This is a genomic window from Halostagnicola bangensis, from assembly GCF_054653435.1.
Window position 1 is genome coordinate 258,059 of record NZ_BAAIGG010000002.1, and the last position, 14,665, is coordinate 272,723.

Sequence of the window (14,665 nt, forward strand, 5' to 3'; positions counted from 1 at the left end):
GGTGGATCCTCGCTCATGTTAGTCCTCGATTTCAGCTTTCGCCACCTCCGCGCCGGCGAACTCGAGGACCTCCTTGGCGCCGCCTTCGGAGTAGCCCTGTTCGATCAGGGCGTCGATCCACGAGGATCGTTCGTCGTCGTCGACGTCGCTTGCGCTGACCAGCGCGGAGAAGTTGATGTTGTGTTTCTTGTCCTCCCAGAGCTTGCGCTCGAGTGCGCGGCGCAGGCGCTCGTTGTCCTGCGGATTGAACGCCTCGCCCTCGCGTGCGCGCCTTGAAACCCAGTTAGAGACTTCCTGTCGGAAGTCGTTCTTGCGGTCCTCGGGCACGTCGAGTTTCTCCTCGACCGACCGCAGGAACGTTTCGTCGGGTTCCTGCTCGCGGCCAGTCAGCGAGTCCTCGATTGTGTCGTCGTCGATGTAGGCCATCACGTGATCCATGTACTTCTCGCCCTGTCGCTGGATCTCGTCGATGTCGTAGGCCAGCGCGTGACGGACGTCTTCGATAGCTCGCTCGCGGTACTCCTCGCGTACGGTCTCTAAGTAGCGGTAGTACTTCTCGAAGTTATCCTCGGGAATCGAGCCGTGGTGCTCTAGGTTCTCCTCGAAGAAGTTAAACACCGTTAGCGGGGAAAGGAACCCTCGAGAGCGGTGTTTGGAGTCCATGATTGCTTCGGCAATCTCGTCGCCGATGAACCGGGGAGAGATGCCCACCATCCCTTCGCCGATCTCGGCTTTCGCCGCGGCCTCCTCGCGGAGCTTCTTTACGTCGATGTCATCGCCCTCATCGATCTCGCCGTTGTAGGCTTTGGCCTTGGAGAGCAGATCGACCGTTTCGGTATCGGGCTCTTCGATCCGCGTGAGGACGCCGAACAGCCCCGCCATCTCGAGCGTGTGGGGCTCGACGTTGATATCCGGAACGTCGGCGTTAGAAAGCATCTTGTTGTAGATCTGGGATTCCTGCTCGTAGGAGAGGACGTACGGGAAGTCGATCCGCTTGGTTCGGTCGTTAAACGCTTCCATCTTCTCGTCGCCCTTCTTGTCCTTGTACTCGGGCATGTTCGTCCGCCCGACGATCACCTGGTCGATGTCAATTCGCGGGTTGTTCTTGGGCTTGATCGTCATCTCCTGGGTGGCGTGTAAGAAGTCATAGAGGAACTCCCGCTGGAGCTTGAGCAGTTCCTCGCCGGAGAAGATACCGCGGTTCGCGTTACAGAACGCACCGGAATAATCGAACGCGCGCGGGTCGCTCTCGCCGTAGACGGCGATTTTGGAGTAGTTAACGTCGCCGGTCAGTTCCGTCTCGTCCTGGTTCTTCTTGTCTTTGGGTTCGAACGTCTCGAGGCTCTGGCGCTTGTTCTCGTCGGCGATCAGCCGGACGATCTCGATGTGGTTCTCGAGGACGGCCTGCAGGTCGTCCTCGTAGTACGCCAGCAGCTTGTCCATGTAGAACTCGCTTTCGGGATCCAGACTCTGCTCGTTCTGGATCGTGTAGGGTGCATCGAGACGCTCGTTTAAGTCCTCGAGTACCGAGAGTCGTTGCTCGAGTGGGAGCAACACCAGCGGATCCTGATTCATCGGCGATCTGACTTGGTCGTCCGTCGGATCCTGGTCTTTGATGACGTCACAAAGGTTGGTCCACCGGAACGTGTACATCCGCCCCTCCTCCTGGAGGGTGTAGTCCTCGAAGTACTTTCGAACCTGTTTATCGAAGTGGGACTTCCCCGAACCGACGGGGCCGAGCAGGAGTTTGATTCGACGCTCCGGGCCGAGTCGGCGAGCGCCCGATTTGACCTTGTTGACGAACTCGTGGATCGATTGGTGGATCACCTTCCCGTAGAAGGTGTTCTCGCCGTCGCCGAGCGGATCTTCACTGGCGAGTTGGTACTCCACGACCCCTTCCGTCTCGTCGTAGATCGTGCCGTAGTAATCGAACATGTCCGCGACCCGCTGGTGAGCGTTGCGGGTGATCTTCGGGTCCCTGTAGGCCGCCTCGAGATACCAGTCGAACGACTTGGTCTCGCGGAGGTCTTCGGGCATCGACTGCTTGTAATCGGTACTGAGCTTCTCGAGTGTCTCAATGTCACCAGTCATGGTATCAGTTGTTGGGGTGTCTCTCTGTTCGCCGGTCCGTGTCCGCGCACAGAATGATTGTGAACGAACGGTGGTTCGCCGGGTGGCTCGCGTATTGCTGGGCGGGACACGGTGACGTTCTCGTCACAGCCGCCGATTCTCGCCGAAGAACATCGAATCGAGAGACGATTGCGTTGCTCCTCGAGGTAGCAGGCCTCTGAGAGCGGGTGTCCGCGGGCGGCGTCGGGTGTGGTGTCATGGTTGTCATCACCGCGCGAGCGTGCAACGATCGACACCTCGTCGCGTTACGACAGCACCTGGAGGTTCTCACGGTACGACTGCACCTGAGAGCAGGCACGATCCGGCTATCGGATACCGGAAGTATTTAATATGTAGTAATACAGCAACTTAAGCTTGGCCCCAAAGGGTATTTATGAGGACCCGATTCGAGGCCAGTATTGACAGAACCACTGATTGTCAACGGACATCACACCGATTATTGGGGGATCGAGCGTATAAACGAACGGCCTGCATGGACACGGAGCGCTCGCGCGCGATCTCGTCGCGACTCGAGAACGAGCGATTCGGGCGGTTTTCGAGGGGCCCCGCGACTGTCGTCCCGGCCGACGGCGACGATACTTTACGTTCGCTACCCCTACCGATCGCAATGGCAGATCTGGCGGGCCTTCCCGATAGCTGGACCGTCTGGAACGAGGGCGAAGACGGACGTATCGTCCTCGCGTACCGACCCGATGTCTTCAACGGCGACGCGTTCCCCGCTCCGTGTTTGCCAACGCTCTATCTCACGCACGGACGCCGCACTCGTCGGCCCGGAGCCAACCCGGGGACCGTCGACGACGATTGGCACGTTACGCTCTATCTCGAGCCCGAGGTCCACCTCCGAGAGACCAATCGATTCCCCTCGCGCCCCGAGGCGCTCGAGAGACTCGTCGAACTCGCTCGAGCGTTCGCCGACGGCGAGATCGATTATCGCGACATCTATCAGGTCCCTCGCGAGGAGTACTTCGACCGACTCGACGAACTCACCGGCGGAACCGAAATCGAAGACTGACGAGGATGTATGGCTGAAGGGCCCGTAATACTGCCGAACGTAGCGGCTGAGGAGCGTGAAATCTACAGCGGTTACTTGTGTCGCTCCGGGACGTGAGGCTTAACCGCGAGTGGCGGCTACCGTTCGACATGTCGACCGTCACCCTCCTCGGAACCCGGCTGGCGGAACCGGGGACCGAATTCGTCTATCACGGCGAAGCCGACGCCTGCGCCGGCTGTCCGTACCGAAGCCAGTGTCTCAATCTCAGCTCGGAGACGAAATACCGCGTCACGTCGATCCGGGAAAACGCCCAGACGCTCGAGTGTGCCATGCACGACGAGGGCGTTCGAGCCGTCGAAGTCGAGCCGGTCTCGGTGAAAGCAAACGTCAGGAAGAAAGGCGCGTACGCGGGAAGCAAGAACGAGCTTCCGGGCTCCTGTCCGTACGTCGAGTGTCCGAGCCACGAGTACTGCGAACCCGACGGAGTCGATCTCGACGAGGAGTACCGCATCAAAGATATCGTCGGCGATCCGCCACATAATGTTTGCCACCTGAACCGTTCGTTACAGTTGGTCGAACTCGAGGTCGACGAGTAGGACCCTTCCCGGTCGAACTGATTCGTTATACTTCCGGCAGTAAGTCGTTCACAATTCTCGTCGCCCCGGGGGTGCGAAAATCTTCACATAGTCACAGCCGGCAGTATTAGGAACTCCGGGACCCGTCGGTGGGCGGTTCGCACACCCAGTACGTCTCTCGCTCGTCGATCGTGTATCCGTGATCGGCGAGGATCTCTCGACACTCTGCAGGCGCGTTCCCCTCGAGCCCCTCCTCGTGGCACTCGAGAAAGACGAGCGGGTGCTGGGTCTCGAGGGTGCTCCGGCCCCCCTTCAACACCGCGGGTGCGGTTCCCTCCACGTCGATTTTGAGAACATCGGGAGCAGGTCCCGCCTCGACCATCGCGTCGAGGCGCTCGACCGGAACCTGCAGGACTTCCGCGACCGACGCCTCCCAGCGCTCGGCGCTCTCGCGGTCGAACCCCGAGAGTTCCGTGTACGTCGAGACGTAGAACGTCTCCGACCCCCTCTCTTCGCCGAGTCCGACGGGACTGAATTCGAGGCGGTCTTCGAGTCCGTTTAGCTCCGCGTTCGAGAGGAGGTGTTCCGCGGCCGAGGGTGCGGGTTCGAACGCGACGACGTGTCGGTTCGGTTCCGCCGCCAAAAGCGCGAGCGAGTAGGTTCCGACGTTCGCGCCGATATCGTAGATGACGTCGTCCGGACCGCACCGGCTGTCGAGTTCGGCGAGCATCTCGTCGTTGCCGTGGCGGTTGTAGAGTTCGTAGCTCCGGATCGTCCCGGCCGCCGTCCGTTTTTGCGGCGCGATCGCCTCTCGAGCGTAGTTCGCTCTGACGAGCCGATAGTAACCGCCGAGAACCAGTCGTCGAAGTTGCTGGTAACCGCGGCGGCGGATTGACCCTTCGGACATACTCGCCTTCTCGGGCTCTTCGCTGTTGGGTGTTTTGTTGCTCGCTCGGGAGCCGACCCCGATTTCGGCCAGTTCGCGAGAGTCAACAGGGAAACCCTGATACCATCACCCACCCAACCGATTCCCATGAGCGACAACGCCTGGACCGACCGGATCGTCAGCGAGCGGATGACCGTCGACCAGGAGTTCTCCCCGCGAGTGGAGAGCTCCCGGTTCTCGAGTCAGGAGTGGAGCCTGATCATGACCGCGACGGAGTTCGAAATCGAACGGCCCGAAACCCCCGAGGAAGCTCGAATCGTCGCGAACACCGAAAACGTCGATAGCATCCTCCCGGAACTCGAGAACGTCCGATCGCAGATGGGCGCAATGGGCGCTGGCGGCGGCGCTGGTGGCGGCTCGGGGTCCGGCGGTGGCGTCGTCGATTCGATCAAAAGCGCCCTCGGAATGGGCGGGGGGTCCTCGGGCGGGTCCCACGATGCCGAACGCGAAGCCGCGGAGACGCTCACCCAGGAGTACGCCGAGGAGTTACAGGCGCAACTCGAGTCGAACCACCGCTGGGAGTCCGTTTGCGAGGCCGCGGTCGACGCCGGAGCGGAGACCGAGTAGTCGAGGTTGTCCCTCCCGGGCGAATCAGAAGGAGCGCCAATCGCCGAATCACGCGTAGCTATAGTCACTGATGATGAAGGATTCTCCGAGACGAACCGTCGGGAAACGCGTCAAGAATCGGGTGTTGCTGCTGGCTGTCCTTACCTAATCCTCGCTCTCGTTGGTGTGAACGACCCCTGCCTACTCGCTCACGTTGACGCCCTCGCTCCTTGAGGAAGGGATCTTGCCCGCCTGCATTTCAGATAAAATCGCCAAACTTCGCAGTAGTTGCCCGACGAGACGGCTCTGTTTCGCTAACCACCCGAGTGAAACATCGTCAACTCGCTCGCTTCGTAGATGTTCATGAGTTCGGTAATCAGTTCGTCGTACGATTCGTCCTCGACTCGCAGTTGATCCAGGCGCTCTACCGTCTCTTCGTCGAGTTCGACTGATGGCATACTCAAGGCTACGTCATCGACAGCTAAAAACACCGAGCCGACACTGAAAGGGGTTGAACCGTCCGGGATTCTAGCCCGTATCCGCCGGGCTGGGAGTCACAAGCCACAGCACATTTAGGTAGCCTCCGCCAGCATAGAAGTATGACAGACGAAGTAGAGACGATAACCTTCTCGATAGAAGCTGACGACGGCGACACGGAGACCGTAACCGTTCCGGCGGGACTCGTCGACATGGTCGCCGAAGGCGGACAGACCCCCACGGAAACGCTCGGCGACGTCGCACTGCTTTCGTTCGCGAGCCGAGCCCACCACGTCGTCCACCACGGCGAGGGCACTGACGAGGAACTCGAGGCCCAGGAAGCTCGCGTGATGGACCTGTTCGAGGAGCGCTTCGGCGTCACCTTCGGCGAAGCGACCGGTCACCAGCACTGAGTTCCGACGGACGACTCGTTCGCTGATCCGTTTCTTCGAGGTCGCACTTCGAGAGTGGAATCGTTCTCTCGGTTCAGCACTCGAGTCACTGTTTCATCTCGAGAACGTCGGTCCAGTTCGACTCGCTGACAATCGCTCGGCGGCTGGCTAACTTAACAATATCTTGGGCGACTTTAGCAAAATATTTGGCACTGAAGCAATTTGACGTAGCTTGATGCTCCAGCGTTTCGATCCAAGCGACAGATACAGCGGCGCAACGAGTGCTCACAGCCGATGACCGAACAGACCGAAACCGAACGAACTGACGATGCACAGACCGGACAAACGCAGGTTTGCCGGGCAACCGGTCGAGAGGATGGATTGGTCGGCAAGTACGACATCTGGCTGTGTCGCCAGTCCTTCCGAGAAATGGCTCGAGACATCGGCTTTCGAAAGTACGACTGATCCGCTCACGGTTGCGATCCAATTCCACAATAGTTAGGTGAAATTATCGGAACTGTAACGTATGGACGCGTTCGTCAGTCTCGCTCGAGAGCGCTTCAGCCTCCGTTCCGCCGCGGAACTCGCCGTGATTCTCGGTGTCGTCGCGCTGATTTTCGACATCTCGGTCGGAAGCTACCTCTCGATTCTCGGCGTGATCGCGGCGATCCGCCTGGGTTACGTCTTCGCCGACTCGCGCGGATTCAACCGCGACATCGTCTCGCTCGGATACATGCTACTCGGGACGGTCGTCATGGCCGTCATCATCGCCCTCGAGTCCGTGGGAATCGCGTATTACGCTCTGCTCTGTATTGGGGGCGTCAGTTCGGTCCTTCTCGCTCGAGCCGTCTTCGGTGACGCCGGGGCAGACTCCTAATCGTCGGTGTCGCGCTATCCGCGATCTTACCGGACCGCTGAAAGTATCGGATTCTCCTCGGGTGGTTCGTCTTCGGCACCGTCGTCTCCATCGGCACCGTCAACTTCGACGCCGTCGCCGTTCTCCGGTGACGCTCCGGGTTCTTCAGGTCCGGCTTCATCCTCCGCCGGTGGTTCCTCTGGAGACTCGGCATCCGGCGGACCGTCCGCTTCGTCGGGTTCGTCGTCGAACTCGTCCTCGACGACCCCGTCGTCCTCAAGCGGGTCATCCTCTTCGAACGGACCGTCGTCCTCGGGTACCGGATCCTCCGCGTCCGCGGCTTCCTCGATCGTCACCGTCGCCGTATCGCTGTCGTCCTCGCTCGAGACGGTTGCGTCGTACTCGCCGGGCTCGAGATCGGACGTATCGACGGCGAACACGACGATCTCACTGTCGCCCTCCCCGAGCGTCAGTTCGATCGAATCAGAGACGCCATCGATTTCGAGATCTATCGACTGCGCCCCCGTTTCCCCACCGACGTTTGCGATTTCGACCTCGAGAGTTAGCTCGTCGCCCTGCTCGACCGGTTCGATCGGCTCGAGGATGTCGACTGAGAACTCGGCGGGTTCGTCCGGATCGATCTCGCCCGCAGGGTCGGTCTCGACGACGACGGGCTCGTCGTAATCGTAGAATCCCATGTCGACCACCCAGGTGAGTTGCTCGTCGTCGTCCTCGGGCGTCCAGTCGACGGTGAACGAGTCCGATCCGGGCGCGAGTTCGGTCGGCGGCTCGTCCTCGGTCGCCCCCTCGAGTTCGCTCTCGACGATCAGGTCGGCGTCGTTGGGGTTGTCGTAGCCGAAGGTGACGTCGATCCCGTCGTCGGTCGGCGTCGTGTCTTCGACGCTGAGTTCGGGAAGCTCCGGCCGAACTTCCTCGACACACTCGCCCGCATCCGGGCTCAAGTAGTCGATACTTCCGGGAACCGCGTCGGGCGAACTGAAGCCGACGATCGTCGCGCCGAAGTCGCCGCTCGGAACCTCGACGATCGCGCCATCTTCGGTCTCGGTCACGGCGAACTCCTCGCCGACCTCGAAGACGATCGTTCCTTCGAGCGGTGCCTCGATGTCTTCACCGACCGTGACGGAGTACTCGCCCAGCGTGTTTCCGATACCGCCGCTCTCGTAGAACGTCGTCGCGACGATAATCCGGTCACCGTCCTCGAACGAGCCGGTCATCTCGGCTTGATAGCAGGTCGGGAACTCCGCCTCGAACTCGTCGGGAACGTCGTCGGGTTCGACCGTGTACTCGATGGTTTCGGTCTCGAGCACGTCGCCATCGAAGTCGGCGGTCTCGTCGTCTGGCTCCGCGCCGTTCGCCTCACCGTCGTCCGTCTGCGCATCGTCCGCTTCCGCCCCGTTTTCAACCCCATCGACTTCCGCCGCCGAAACGACGTTGACGTCGAGGGTGGCGTTCTCCTCGAGGGGTGGCTCGAGCGCGAGCGTCTCGTCGGTGGCCGTTTCGTTCGCCTCGTACGGTCCGCTTGCGGCTAGCTCGGCCCCTTCCTCGTCGGTTACGGTCAGCCCGTACTCGACGGTCGCGCTCGCCTGGTCGACCGCGAGCGTCGAGCCGTTCCCCGTCTGATCGACGACCGAGAGCGTCGCTTCGGGCTCGGCAGGCGGGTCGGGCTCCTCGTCTTCGAGCGCGTATTCGATCGACTCGCTCGCGAGTTCGGTTTCGTTCTCGGCGTCGAGAACCGAGACGTCGACGGTCGTGTTCTCCTCGATCGGCGGCTCGAGGATAATCGTCTCGTTCGTCACCAGTTCGTTTGCACTGAACGGACCGGTTTCTGCCGTCTCGCCGTCGTACTCGGCGGTGATCGCGTACTCGACGGACGCGTTCGCTTCGTCGACCGTGAGCGTCTCGCCGTCGCCCTCCTGATCGGTCACCGAGAGCGTCGCCTCGGGCTCAGCGGGTGGGTCCGGCTCGTCCTCTACGGTGACGAACGCGCTGTCGAGCACCGGTGTGCCACCCTGGGTGACGTAGGGATCGTCGTCCTCGCCGCCGCTGTCGACGTACTGGAAGGTTTGGTCGTCGGTCGTATCGTGGTGGACGGCCGCGACGATGGGGCCGCTCTCCTCAAGCGGTTCGTCGAGGTCGATCTGGATGTCCTCGTAGTCGCCCGACTCGAGGTACTCGGAGTGACCGATGACGCCTTCCGGATCGACGCCGATGTCGACCCCGTCATAGACCGCGACGAAGCCGCCCTCCGAGAGCGAGACGCTGTCGACGGTGACGTTCTCACCGGCACTTTCCTGATCGGCGAGGCTAATCGACGCCTCGCCCTCGAGTTCGTCGATCTCCTCGACGATCTGGACGACCTCCACCTCGACATACTGGACGATCTGGGCTTCGTCGTCGATTCCCTCCGCGACTGCGTACGCAACCGCGTCACCGGCCGCCGCTTGGGTCAGGGACTGCACCTGCGAGACGCTGATCTGCTGGTACTGGATCACGCTCGCGGCCTCCTGGCAGGCGCTCGAGGCGGCGATCTGGATCTGCTCGATGGACGCTTCCTGATGTTGGGAGAGCGCGCCGCTCGAGGCGCCTTCGGCCAGCGCCTGTACTTGCGTCACCTCGACGGCTTGCTGCTGGAGGACCGCGCCCTCTCCGGCGCCGAACGCCGCCGCCTGGATCTGTTCGACCTGGACGATCTGTTGCTGGATTGCCGTCTCGACGGCACCCTTCGCCGCGCCCGTCGCTGCGGCCTGAATCTGCGTGACCGAAATCTCCTGTTGCTGGACGAGCACGCCCTGTCCCGCGCCGTCCGCGGCGGACTGGATCTGTTCGATCGAGGCCTCCTGACTCTGGGCGATCGCACCCTTTGCCGAGCCAAAGGAGGCTTCCTGTACCTGCGTGATCGAAATCCGCTGTACCTGCTCGACGCTGACCGTCTGGAGCTGTTTCAGCGGACCCACGCCCGCACCGTGGGCCGCGGCCTGGGTCTGTTCGACGCTCACTTGCTGTTGCTGGACGAGCGCCCCTTTCGCGGCCCCCGTGGCGGCTTTCTGGATCTGTTTGACCGTCACCTCCTGTTGCTGTTCGACCTCGAGTCTCTGATCCTGTTCGAGCGCCTCGGCGGTGCTCCCCTCGATCGCACCGCTCGCCGCACCCGCCGCCGCGTACTGGACGTGCTCGAGGGTGACCTGCTGGCGCTGTTCGGCCGTAATCTTCTGGTACTGCTCGAGAACGCCGTAGGCCGATCCCTGTGCGGCTTCCTGAATCTTCGGGGCTCGGTCGACGCCTTTCTCGCCGGCCTCCGCAGCCGCGCCAGCGGCCGCGCCGACGGTCGCGACCTGTATCTGTTCGACCGTCACCCGCTGGTGCTGTGCCATCGCGCCGTGGGTCGCCCCCCAGGTCGCACTCTGCATCTGACTCGCGTTGACCGTCTGGTACTGCGCTAACGCGCCGCTGGTCGCTCCGCCTACGGCGGCCTGGACCTGCTCAGCCTCGACAGCCCGCGATTGCATCAGCGAGCCGTGGACCGCACCTTTGGTCGCCTCCTGGATCTGTTCGGCTTGTGCCTCTTGGTACTGGGCCGCGGACTGGCTCGCTCCCTCGAGGGCCGCCGTCTGCTGTTCCTGCGTGATCTCGACGCCCTGGGCCTGTGCGAGTTCGATACCCTCTTCGACGCCCGCTTCGACGGCATTTTCGTCCTCTTGTGCGAGCGCTCCCACATCGGCCGCCGCGGCTTCCGGTTCGACGGCGGCCATCGAGACGGCCTCGAGGTCAGCCGCCCCCGTCACGACGGATTCGCTTTCGTCGAGTTGCCCGACCTCAGCGTCGTCGATGGTGTCACCCATTTCGACGCCGTCATCCGCTTCGTCATCGGGAGTCTGCTCGAGCAAACCCCCGCCCCCGAGAAACGGCAAGGCGACGACACTGACGACCATCGAGACGGCGACGAGTGCTGTGAGAAGAAGCGTCGCTCGCTTCATCGTGTCCCTCGAATCTCGAAATCCGTCGCGTTCCGACTAGCCGCCCCCGTAGACGAACCCGTTCGGTCGCTTTCTGCTGATCCGTAACTTTTTGCCGATCCGCATTTCGCCGATCCAAAGTTCCGATGACCTCCCGCCGGTCCGCGATCTGCGTTCCCCCGCGCTCGAGCCGTCGTGCTATCGGTCCCCATACGATCCGAAGCGGGACGAATCGACGCTTAAGCACCCCGTTCGTTCCAGTTAGGAGGGCGATACAATGTCGTGTTGGAAATCGACGTTGTTTTTGAAAACTCTGTAACCGGCCTGTTGCGTCCATTTTCTCGCCGTTTGGAGAATCTTTGAGGGGGCCTTCAAACGGTGGGCGAATCCGACAGGTAGTGATTGGTTGGAGTCGTTCATGTGAATCGGGCTCCGCTAGTGCTCAAGTTGAGCGCCCCCGTTCGATTCATCTTAGATGGTTGAAATGTAGGCATGTTTGTGATGTGTTCGATACCGATGAGCCGATGAGGCATTCGATCGACTCGATCGGACCCGCGACGCAGCCACTCGAGACGTGGTAAACCGAAGTTTTCATCACGGTTTACGGAAGAGGGTGGGTATGGAAACCAAACAGGAACCGGTCGACCTCGTCGAGGGGGACGTGGTCCGGTCGTTTGCTCGAGCGGCGTTACTCGCGGCGCTCATGGGGGCGACTGCTTTCGTCGCAATACCGATTTCGGGGGTTCCGGGAACGCTCCAGATGCTCGTCGTCTTCCTCGCCGGGCTGTATCTGGGTCCAGGGTGGGGAGCGTTCGCGATAATTCTCTACCTTCTTGCGGGCGGACTCGGCGCGCCGGTCTTCTCCGGGTTTTCCGCGGGCCCTGGCGTTCTACTCGGGCCGCACGGTGGATTTCTCCTGACGTTTCCCGTCGGTGCCCTACTCGTCGGTGCGATCATCCATCGCGGACGCGACCTTCGCGACCCGGCGACCGTCTCCCTGCCGATCGTCGTCCTCGGTCTCGTCACTGCGACCGTCGTCGTCTACCTGGCAGGGTTCATCTGGTACGCGTGGGTGACTGGCGTCGCACTCCTGGAAGCGTTTACCGTCGTCGCGCTGCCGCTGATTCCGGGCGACCTGCTCAAGATGGCCGCCGCGATCGCCATCGTTCGCTCCGGCGTTATCGACACCGTATAGCGAGTACACCGCATACCGAGTCCGCTACTCCACACCTGCACACATGATCGAACTCCGATCCGTCACGTACGGCTTCGACGATCACACCGTCCTCGAGGAGTGCACTCTCGAGATCGAAGACGGCGAGTTCGTCCTCCTCGCGGGAGCGAACGGGAGCGGGAAAACGACCTTGCTCCGGCACTGCAACGGGCTGCTAACGCCCGATGCCGGCGAGGTGCTCGTCGACGGCGTTTTGGTCGCCGAAAACCCCGTCGCCGCCCGAACCGCCGTCGGGATAGTGTTCCAACACCCGCGAGATCAGTTTGTCTCGTCGACCGTCGGCAACGATATCGCGTTCGGCCCCGAAAACCTCGGCCTCGAGCGAAAGGAGATCGACCGCCGCGTCGAAGCCGCACTCGAAGCGGTACATCTCGAGGGTCGGGGGGATGACCGCATCGATACGCTTTCGGGCGGCGAGCAATCACGGGTCGCCATCGCCGGCGCACTGGCGATGGAACCGACGCATCTCCTGCTGGACGAACCGTTTACCGGTCTCGACGCACCGTCGCGTGACTCCGTTCTCGACCGGCTCGAGTCACTCTCGTTGGCTGGAACGGGGATCGTCCTCGCGACGCACGACCTCCGAGATGTCGCCACTCTCGCGGACCGAATCGTTGTGATGCAAGACGGGCACATTCTCGTCGACGAACCGCCAGCAAGGGCGCTCAAGTCGCTGGCCGACCTCGAGATTCGAGTGCCGTCATGATCGGTGGCACGAATTGCTGCCTGACGACCGACGCGCGTATTCACTCGAGTGCCGAACGCAGTATTTTCCTGGGTACCGAGGAGATGGTGGAGACTCGACTTTCACTCAGCAATTCTCGAGGTGATTGGGGCGGATGCTGACCTACGAACCCGACGACACGTTCGCCCATCGGCTCGACCCGCGCTCAAAGCTCGCCGTCCAGATCGGGTTCGCCGTCACGGCGCTGGCCCATACCACGCCGCGGGCGCTGGTCGTCTTCACCGCCTTCACGATTCTCGGACTCGCCGCCGCGGGCGTCGCGCTCTGGCGGGCCCTCTACGGCTACCGCTTCGCGCTCCCGATCCTGGCGGCTGCGCCGGTCATTTCGATGCTGACCATCGGCGCACCCTGGGTCGTCCCGGCCGACGGCGTCGATCCCGCGCTGGCGAGTTACCGGGTTCTGTTGATCCTCCTGTTCAGTGCGGCCTACGTTAGGTCGACGCCCGCACGCGACTCTCGAGCGGCTATTCAACGAACGGTTCCCGGAAAACCCGGCCAATTGCTCGGCATGGGTGTCGGGCTGGTGTTCCGGTTCGTTCCGCTTCTTTTGGCGGATCTCCGTCGCATTCGTCAGGCGATGACCGCCCGTCTGGGCTCCGAACGAAGCGTACTCGACCGTGTCAATCGGATCGGCGTTCTCGGACTCTCGAGGGCGTTCACTCGAGCTGACCGGCTATCGGTCGCATTGCAGGCGCGATGTTTCTCGTGGAATCCAACGCTTCCCGCGCTTTCGTTCTCGAAACTCGATTGGGCCGTGTGCGGGTTCGGAGTCGTCCTCGGACTTACGGCAGTGCTTTGACCGTTCGCTCTCGGGAGCGCTCGAGGATGCGATACCCGAAGACGGCACCGCGATGGGAGATCAACGGATCGAAAGCCGACCCGTTTCGGCCGTCCCGTCCTCCGTCTCAGAATCCGGAGCGAAAACGGGAATATCTGAACCGTCCTCTAACTCCCGTTCGAAAAACTCCTGATTGTCTCGAATCGTCGCTTCGTCCCAGGTCCACCACTCGATCTCGAGGAGCTTCTCCCGAACCTCCTCGGGGAATCGCCACTTGATGTGCTCTGCGGGAACGCCGCCGACGATCGAGTACGGTTTCACGTCGTTGGTGACGACCGAGCCGGCACCGATGACTGCGCCGTCACCGACGGTCACCCCTGACAGCACCGTCGAACCGATACCGATCCAGACGTCGTTACCGATCGTTATCGGGCCGTTCGACGCGGGCGGTAGCTCGCTGTCGAGCACTTCGTCGTACAACCGAATCTGCATCGACGGCTTCGTCATTTCGTGGTTGATCTGCTGGAAGGTACTCCGCTTTGCAATCGCGCAGTACTTCCCGAACTCGACGTTCCCGATCACGTCACAGTTCGGCTCGAAATTCGTCTGTTTGTCAACGGTGATATCCCCATTGAGTATACACCCACGGCTCACTCTCGTCATCGGTCCGAGGCCGATCTCCCCCCGGAACAGACAGCCGCTAGAGACCCGAGCCGACTGTGCAATCTCGAGTTCGAGCCCCTCCGCGTATCGGTTGATCAAGCCGTGTGTGACGGTCGGATATCCGAGGGTGGAGAGTACCCGATCGAGAGTGGTAGTGAGGTTCACACGTAATAATCGTCCCAACGCCGTTTCTGATATAGTTCACTAAACGTACGTGAATAGTCACTCTCAATATGATAAATACCGAGACGATACGTTCTCTAGGCGATGAATTATCCCGTTGAGTGGGGTTGTGGATTTCGAACAGACGGCTGTCTCATCCCGGTTGACAGTCAAGTAACAGAGCGCACGCGGACGA

At 61.6% G+C, this 14,665-nt stretch carries 14 protein-coding genes; 9 read left to right on the top strand and 5 right to left on the bottom strand.

Annotated features, from left to right (window positions below):
* Positions 1–18: 18 nt before the first annotated feature.
* Positions 19–2,091 (bottom strand): PrkA family serine protein kinase, encoded by a 2,073-nt coding sequence (locus ACYQ14_RS02875; RefSeq protein ID WP_459884652.1) that lies wholly within the window; start codon positions 2,089–2,091, stop codon positions 19–21.
* 646 nt (positions 2,092–2,737) lie between these two features.
* Between ACYQ14_RS02875 and ACYQ14_RS02880 the strand changes: the two genes are divergently transcribed.
* Positions 2,738–3,142, top strand: a complete 405-nt coding sequence (locus tag ACYQ14_RS02880; RefSeq protein ID WP_459884654.1) for a DUF5820 family protein — start codon at positions 2,738–2,740, stop codon at positions 3,140–3,142.
* 128 nt (positions 3,143–3,270) lie between these two features.
* Complete coding sequence (locus tag ACYQ14_RS02885) at positions 3,271–3,717, top strand: UPF0179 family protein (protein WP_459884656.1); 447 nt, start codon at positions 3,271–3,273, stop codon at positions 3,715–3,717.
* 106 nt (positions 3,718–3,823) lie between these two features.
* Here ACYQ14_RS02885 and ACYQ14_RS02890 read toward each other — a convergent pair whose 3' ends face one another.
* The gene (locus ACYQ14_RS02890; protein WP_459884658.1) at positions 3,824–4,603 is read right to left on the bottom strand and encodes an FkbM family methyltransferase; all 780 of its coding nucleotides are present in this window, start codon (positions 4,601–4,603) and stop codon (positions 3,824–3,826) included.
* 126 nt (positions 4,604–4,729) lie between these two features.
* Here ACYQ14_RS02890 and ACYQ14_RS02895 point away from each other — a divergent pair, with 126 nt between their 5' ends.
* On the top strand, positions 4,730–5,209 hold the full coding sequence (locus tag ACYQ14_RS02895; protein WP_459884660.1) for a DUF5799 family protein: 480 nt from the start codon (positions 4,730–4,732) through the stop codon (positions 5,207–5,209).
* A 293-nt stretch (positions 5,210–5,502) separates the two neighbouring features.
* Here the strand turns inward: ACYQ14_RS02895 and ACYQ14_RS02900 are convergent, their stop codons facing one another.
* Entirely contained in the window at positions 5,503–5,646 is a 144-nt protein-coding gene (locus ACYQ14_RS02900; protein WP_283837577.1) for a DUF7557 family protein, read from the bottom strand.
* Between the two features lie 141 nt (positions 5,647–5,787).
* Here ACYQ14_RS02900 and ACYQ14_RS02905 point away from each other — a divergent pair, with 141 nt between their 5' ends.
* The 3 genes from ACYQ14_RS02905 to ACYQ14_RS02915 all read left to right on the top strand — a co-directional run bounded on the left by ACYQ14_RS02905 (position 5,788) and on the right by ACYQ14_RS02915 (position 6,934).
* Entirely contained in the window at positions 5,788–6,078 is a 291-nt protein-coding gene (locus tag ACYQ14_RS02905) for a DUF7545 family protein (protein WP_283837578.1), read from the top strand.
* A gap of 273 nt (positions 6,079–6,351) precedes the next feature.
* Positions 6,352–6,522, top strand: a complete 171-nt coding sequence (locus tag ACYQ14_RS02910) for a 30S ribosomal protein S14 (protein WP_459884662.1) — start codon at positions 6,352–6,354, stop codon at positions 6,520–6,522.
* A gap of 61 nt (positions 6,523–6,583) precedes the next feature.
* Positions 6,584–6,934: a hypothetical protein gene (locus tag ACYQ14_RS02915; protein WP_459884664.1), complete on the top strand. Its 351-nt coding sequence runs from the start codon at positions 6,584–6,586 to the stop codon at positions 6,932–6,934.
* Between the two features lie 26 nt (positions 6,935–6,960).
* Here the strand turns inward: ACYQ14_RS02915 and ACYQ14_RS02920 are convergent, their stop codons facing one another.
* Entirely contained in the window at positions 6,961–10,908 is a 3,948-nt protein-coding gene (locus tag ACYQ14_RS02920; protein ID WP_459884666.1) for a DUF7282 domain-containing protein, read from the bottom strand.
* A gap of 598 nt (positions 10,909–11,506) precedes the next feature.
* Here ACYQ14_RS02920 and ACYQ14_RS02925 point away from each other — a divergent pair.
* The 3 genes from ACYQ14_RS02925 (at position 11,507) to ACYQ14_RS02935 (ending at position 13,665) form a co-directional block, all read left to right on the top strand.
* Positions 11,507–12,082, top strand: coding sequence for a biotin transporter BioY (locus ACYQ14_RS02925; protein ID WP_459884668.1), 576 nt, complete (start codon positions 11,507–11,509; stop codon positions 12,080–12,082).
* A gap of 43 nt (positions 12,083–12,125) precedes the next feature.
* Entirely contained in the window at positions 12,126–12,827 is a 702-nt protein-coding gene (locus tag ACYQ14_RS02930; RefSeq protein ID WP_459884670.1) for an energy-coupling factor ABC transporter ATP-binding protein, read from the top strand.
* A gap of 133 nt (positions 12,828–12,960) precedes the next feature.
* Positions 12,961–13,665, top strand: a complete 705-nt coding sequence (locus tag ACYQ14_RS02935) for an energy-coupling factor transporter transmembrane component T family protein (RefSeq protein WP_459884672.1) — start codon at positions 12,961–12,963, stop codon at positions 13,663–13,665.
* A gap of 60 nt (positions 13,666–13,725) precedes the next feature.
* On the opposite strand, the gene ACYQ14_RS02940 is transcribed toward ACYQ14_RS02935, so the two are convergent.
* The gene (locus tag ACYQ14_RS02940; RefSeq protein ID WP_459884674.1) at positions 13,726–14,472 is read right to left on the bottom strand and encodes a CatB-related O-acetyltransferase; all 747 of its coding nucleotides are present in this window, start codon (positions 14,470–14,472) and stop codon (positions 13,726–13,728) included.
* Positions 14,473–14,665: the final 193 nt, after the last annotated feature.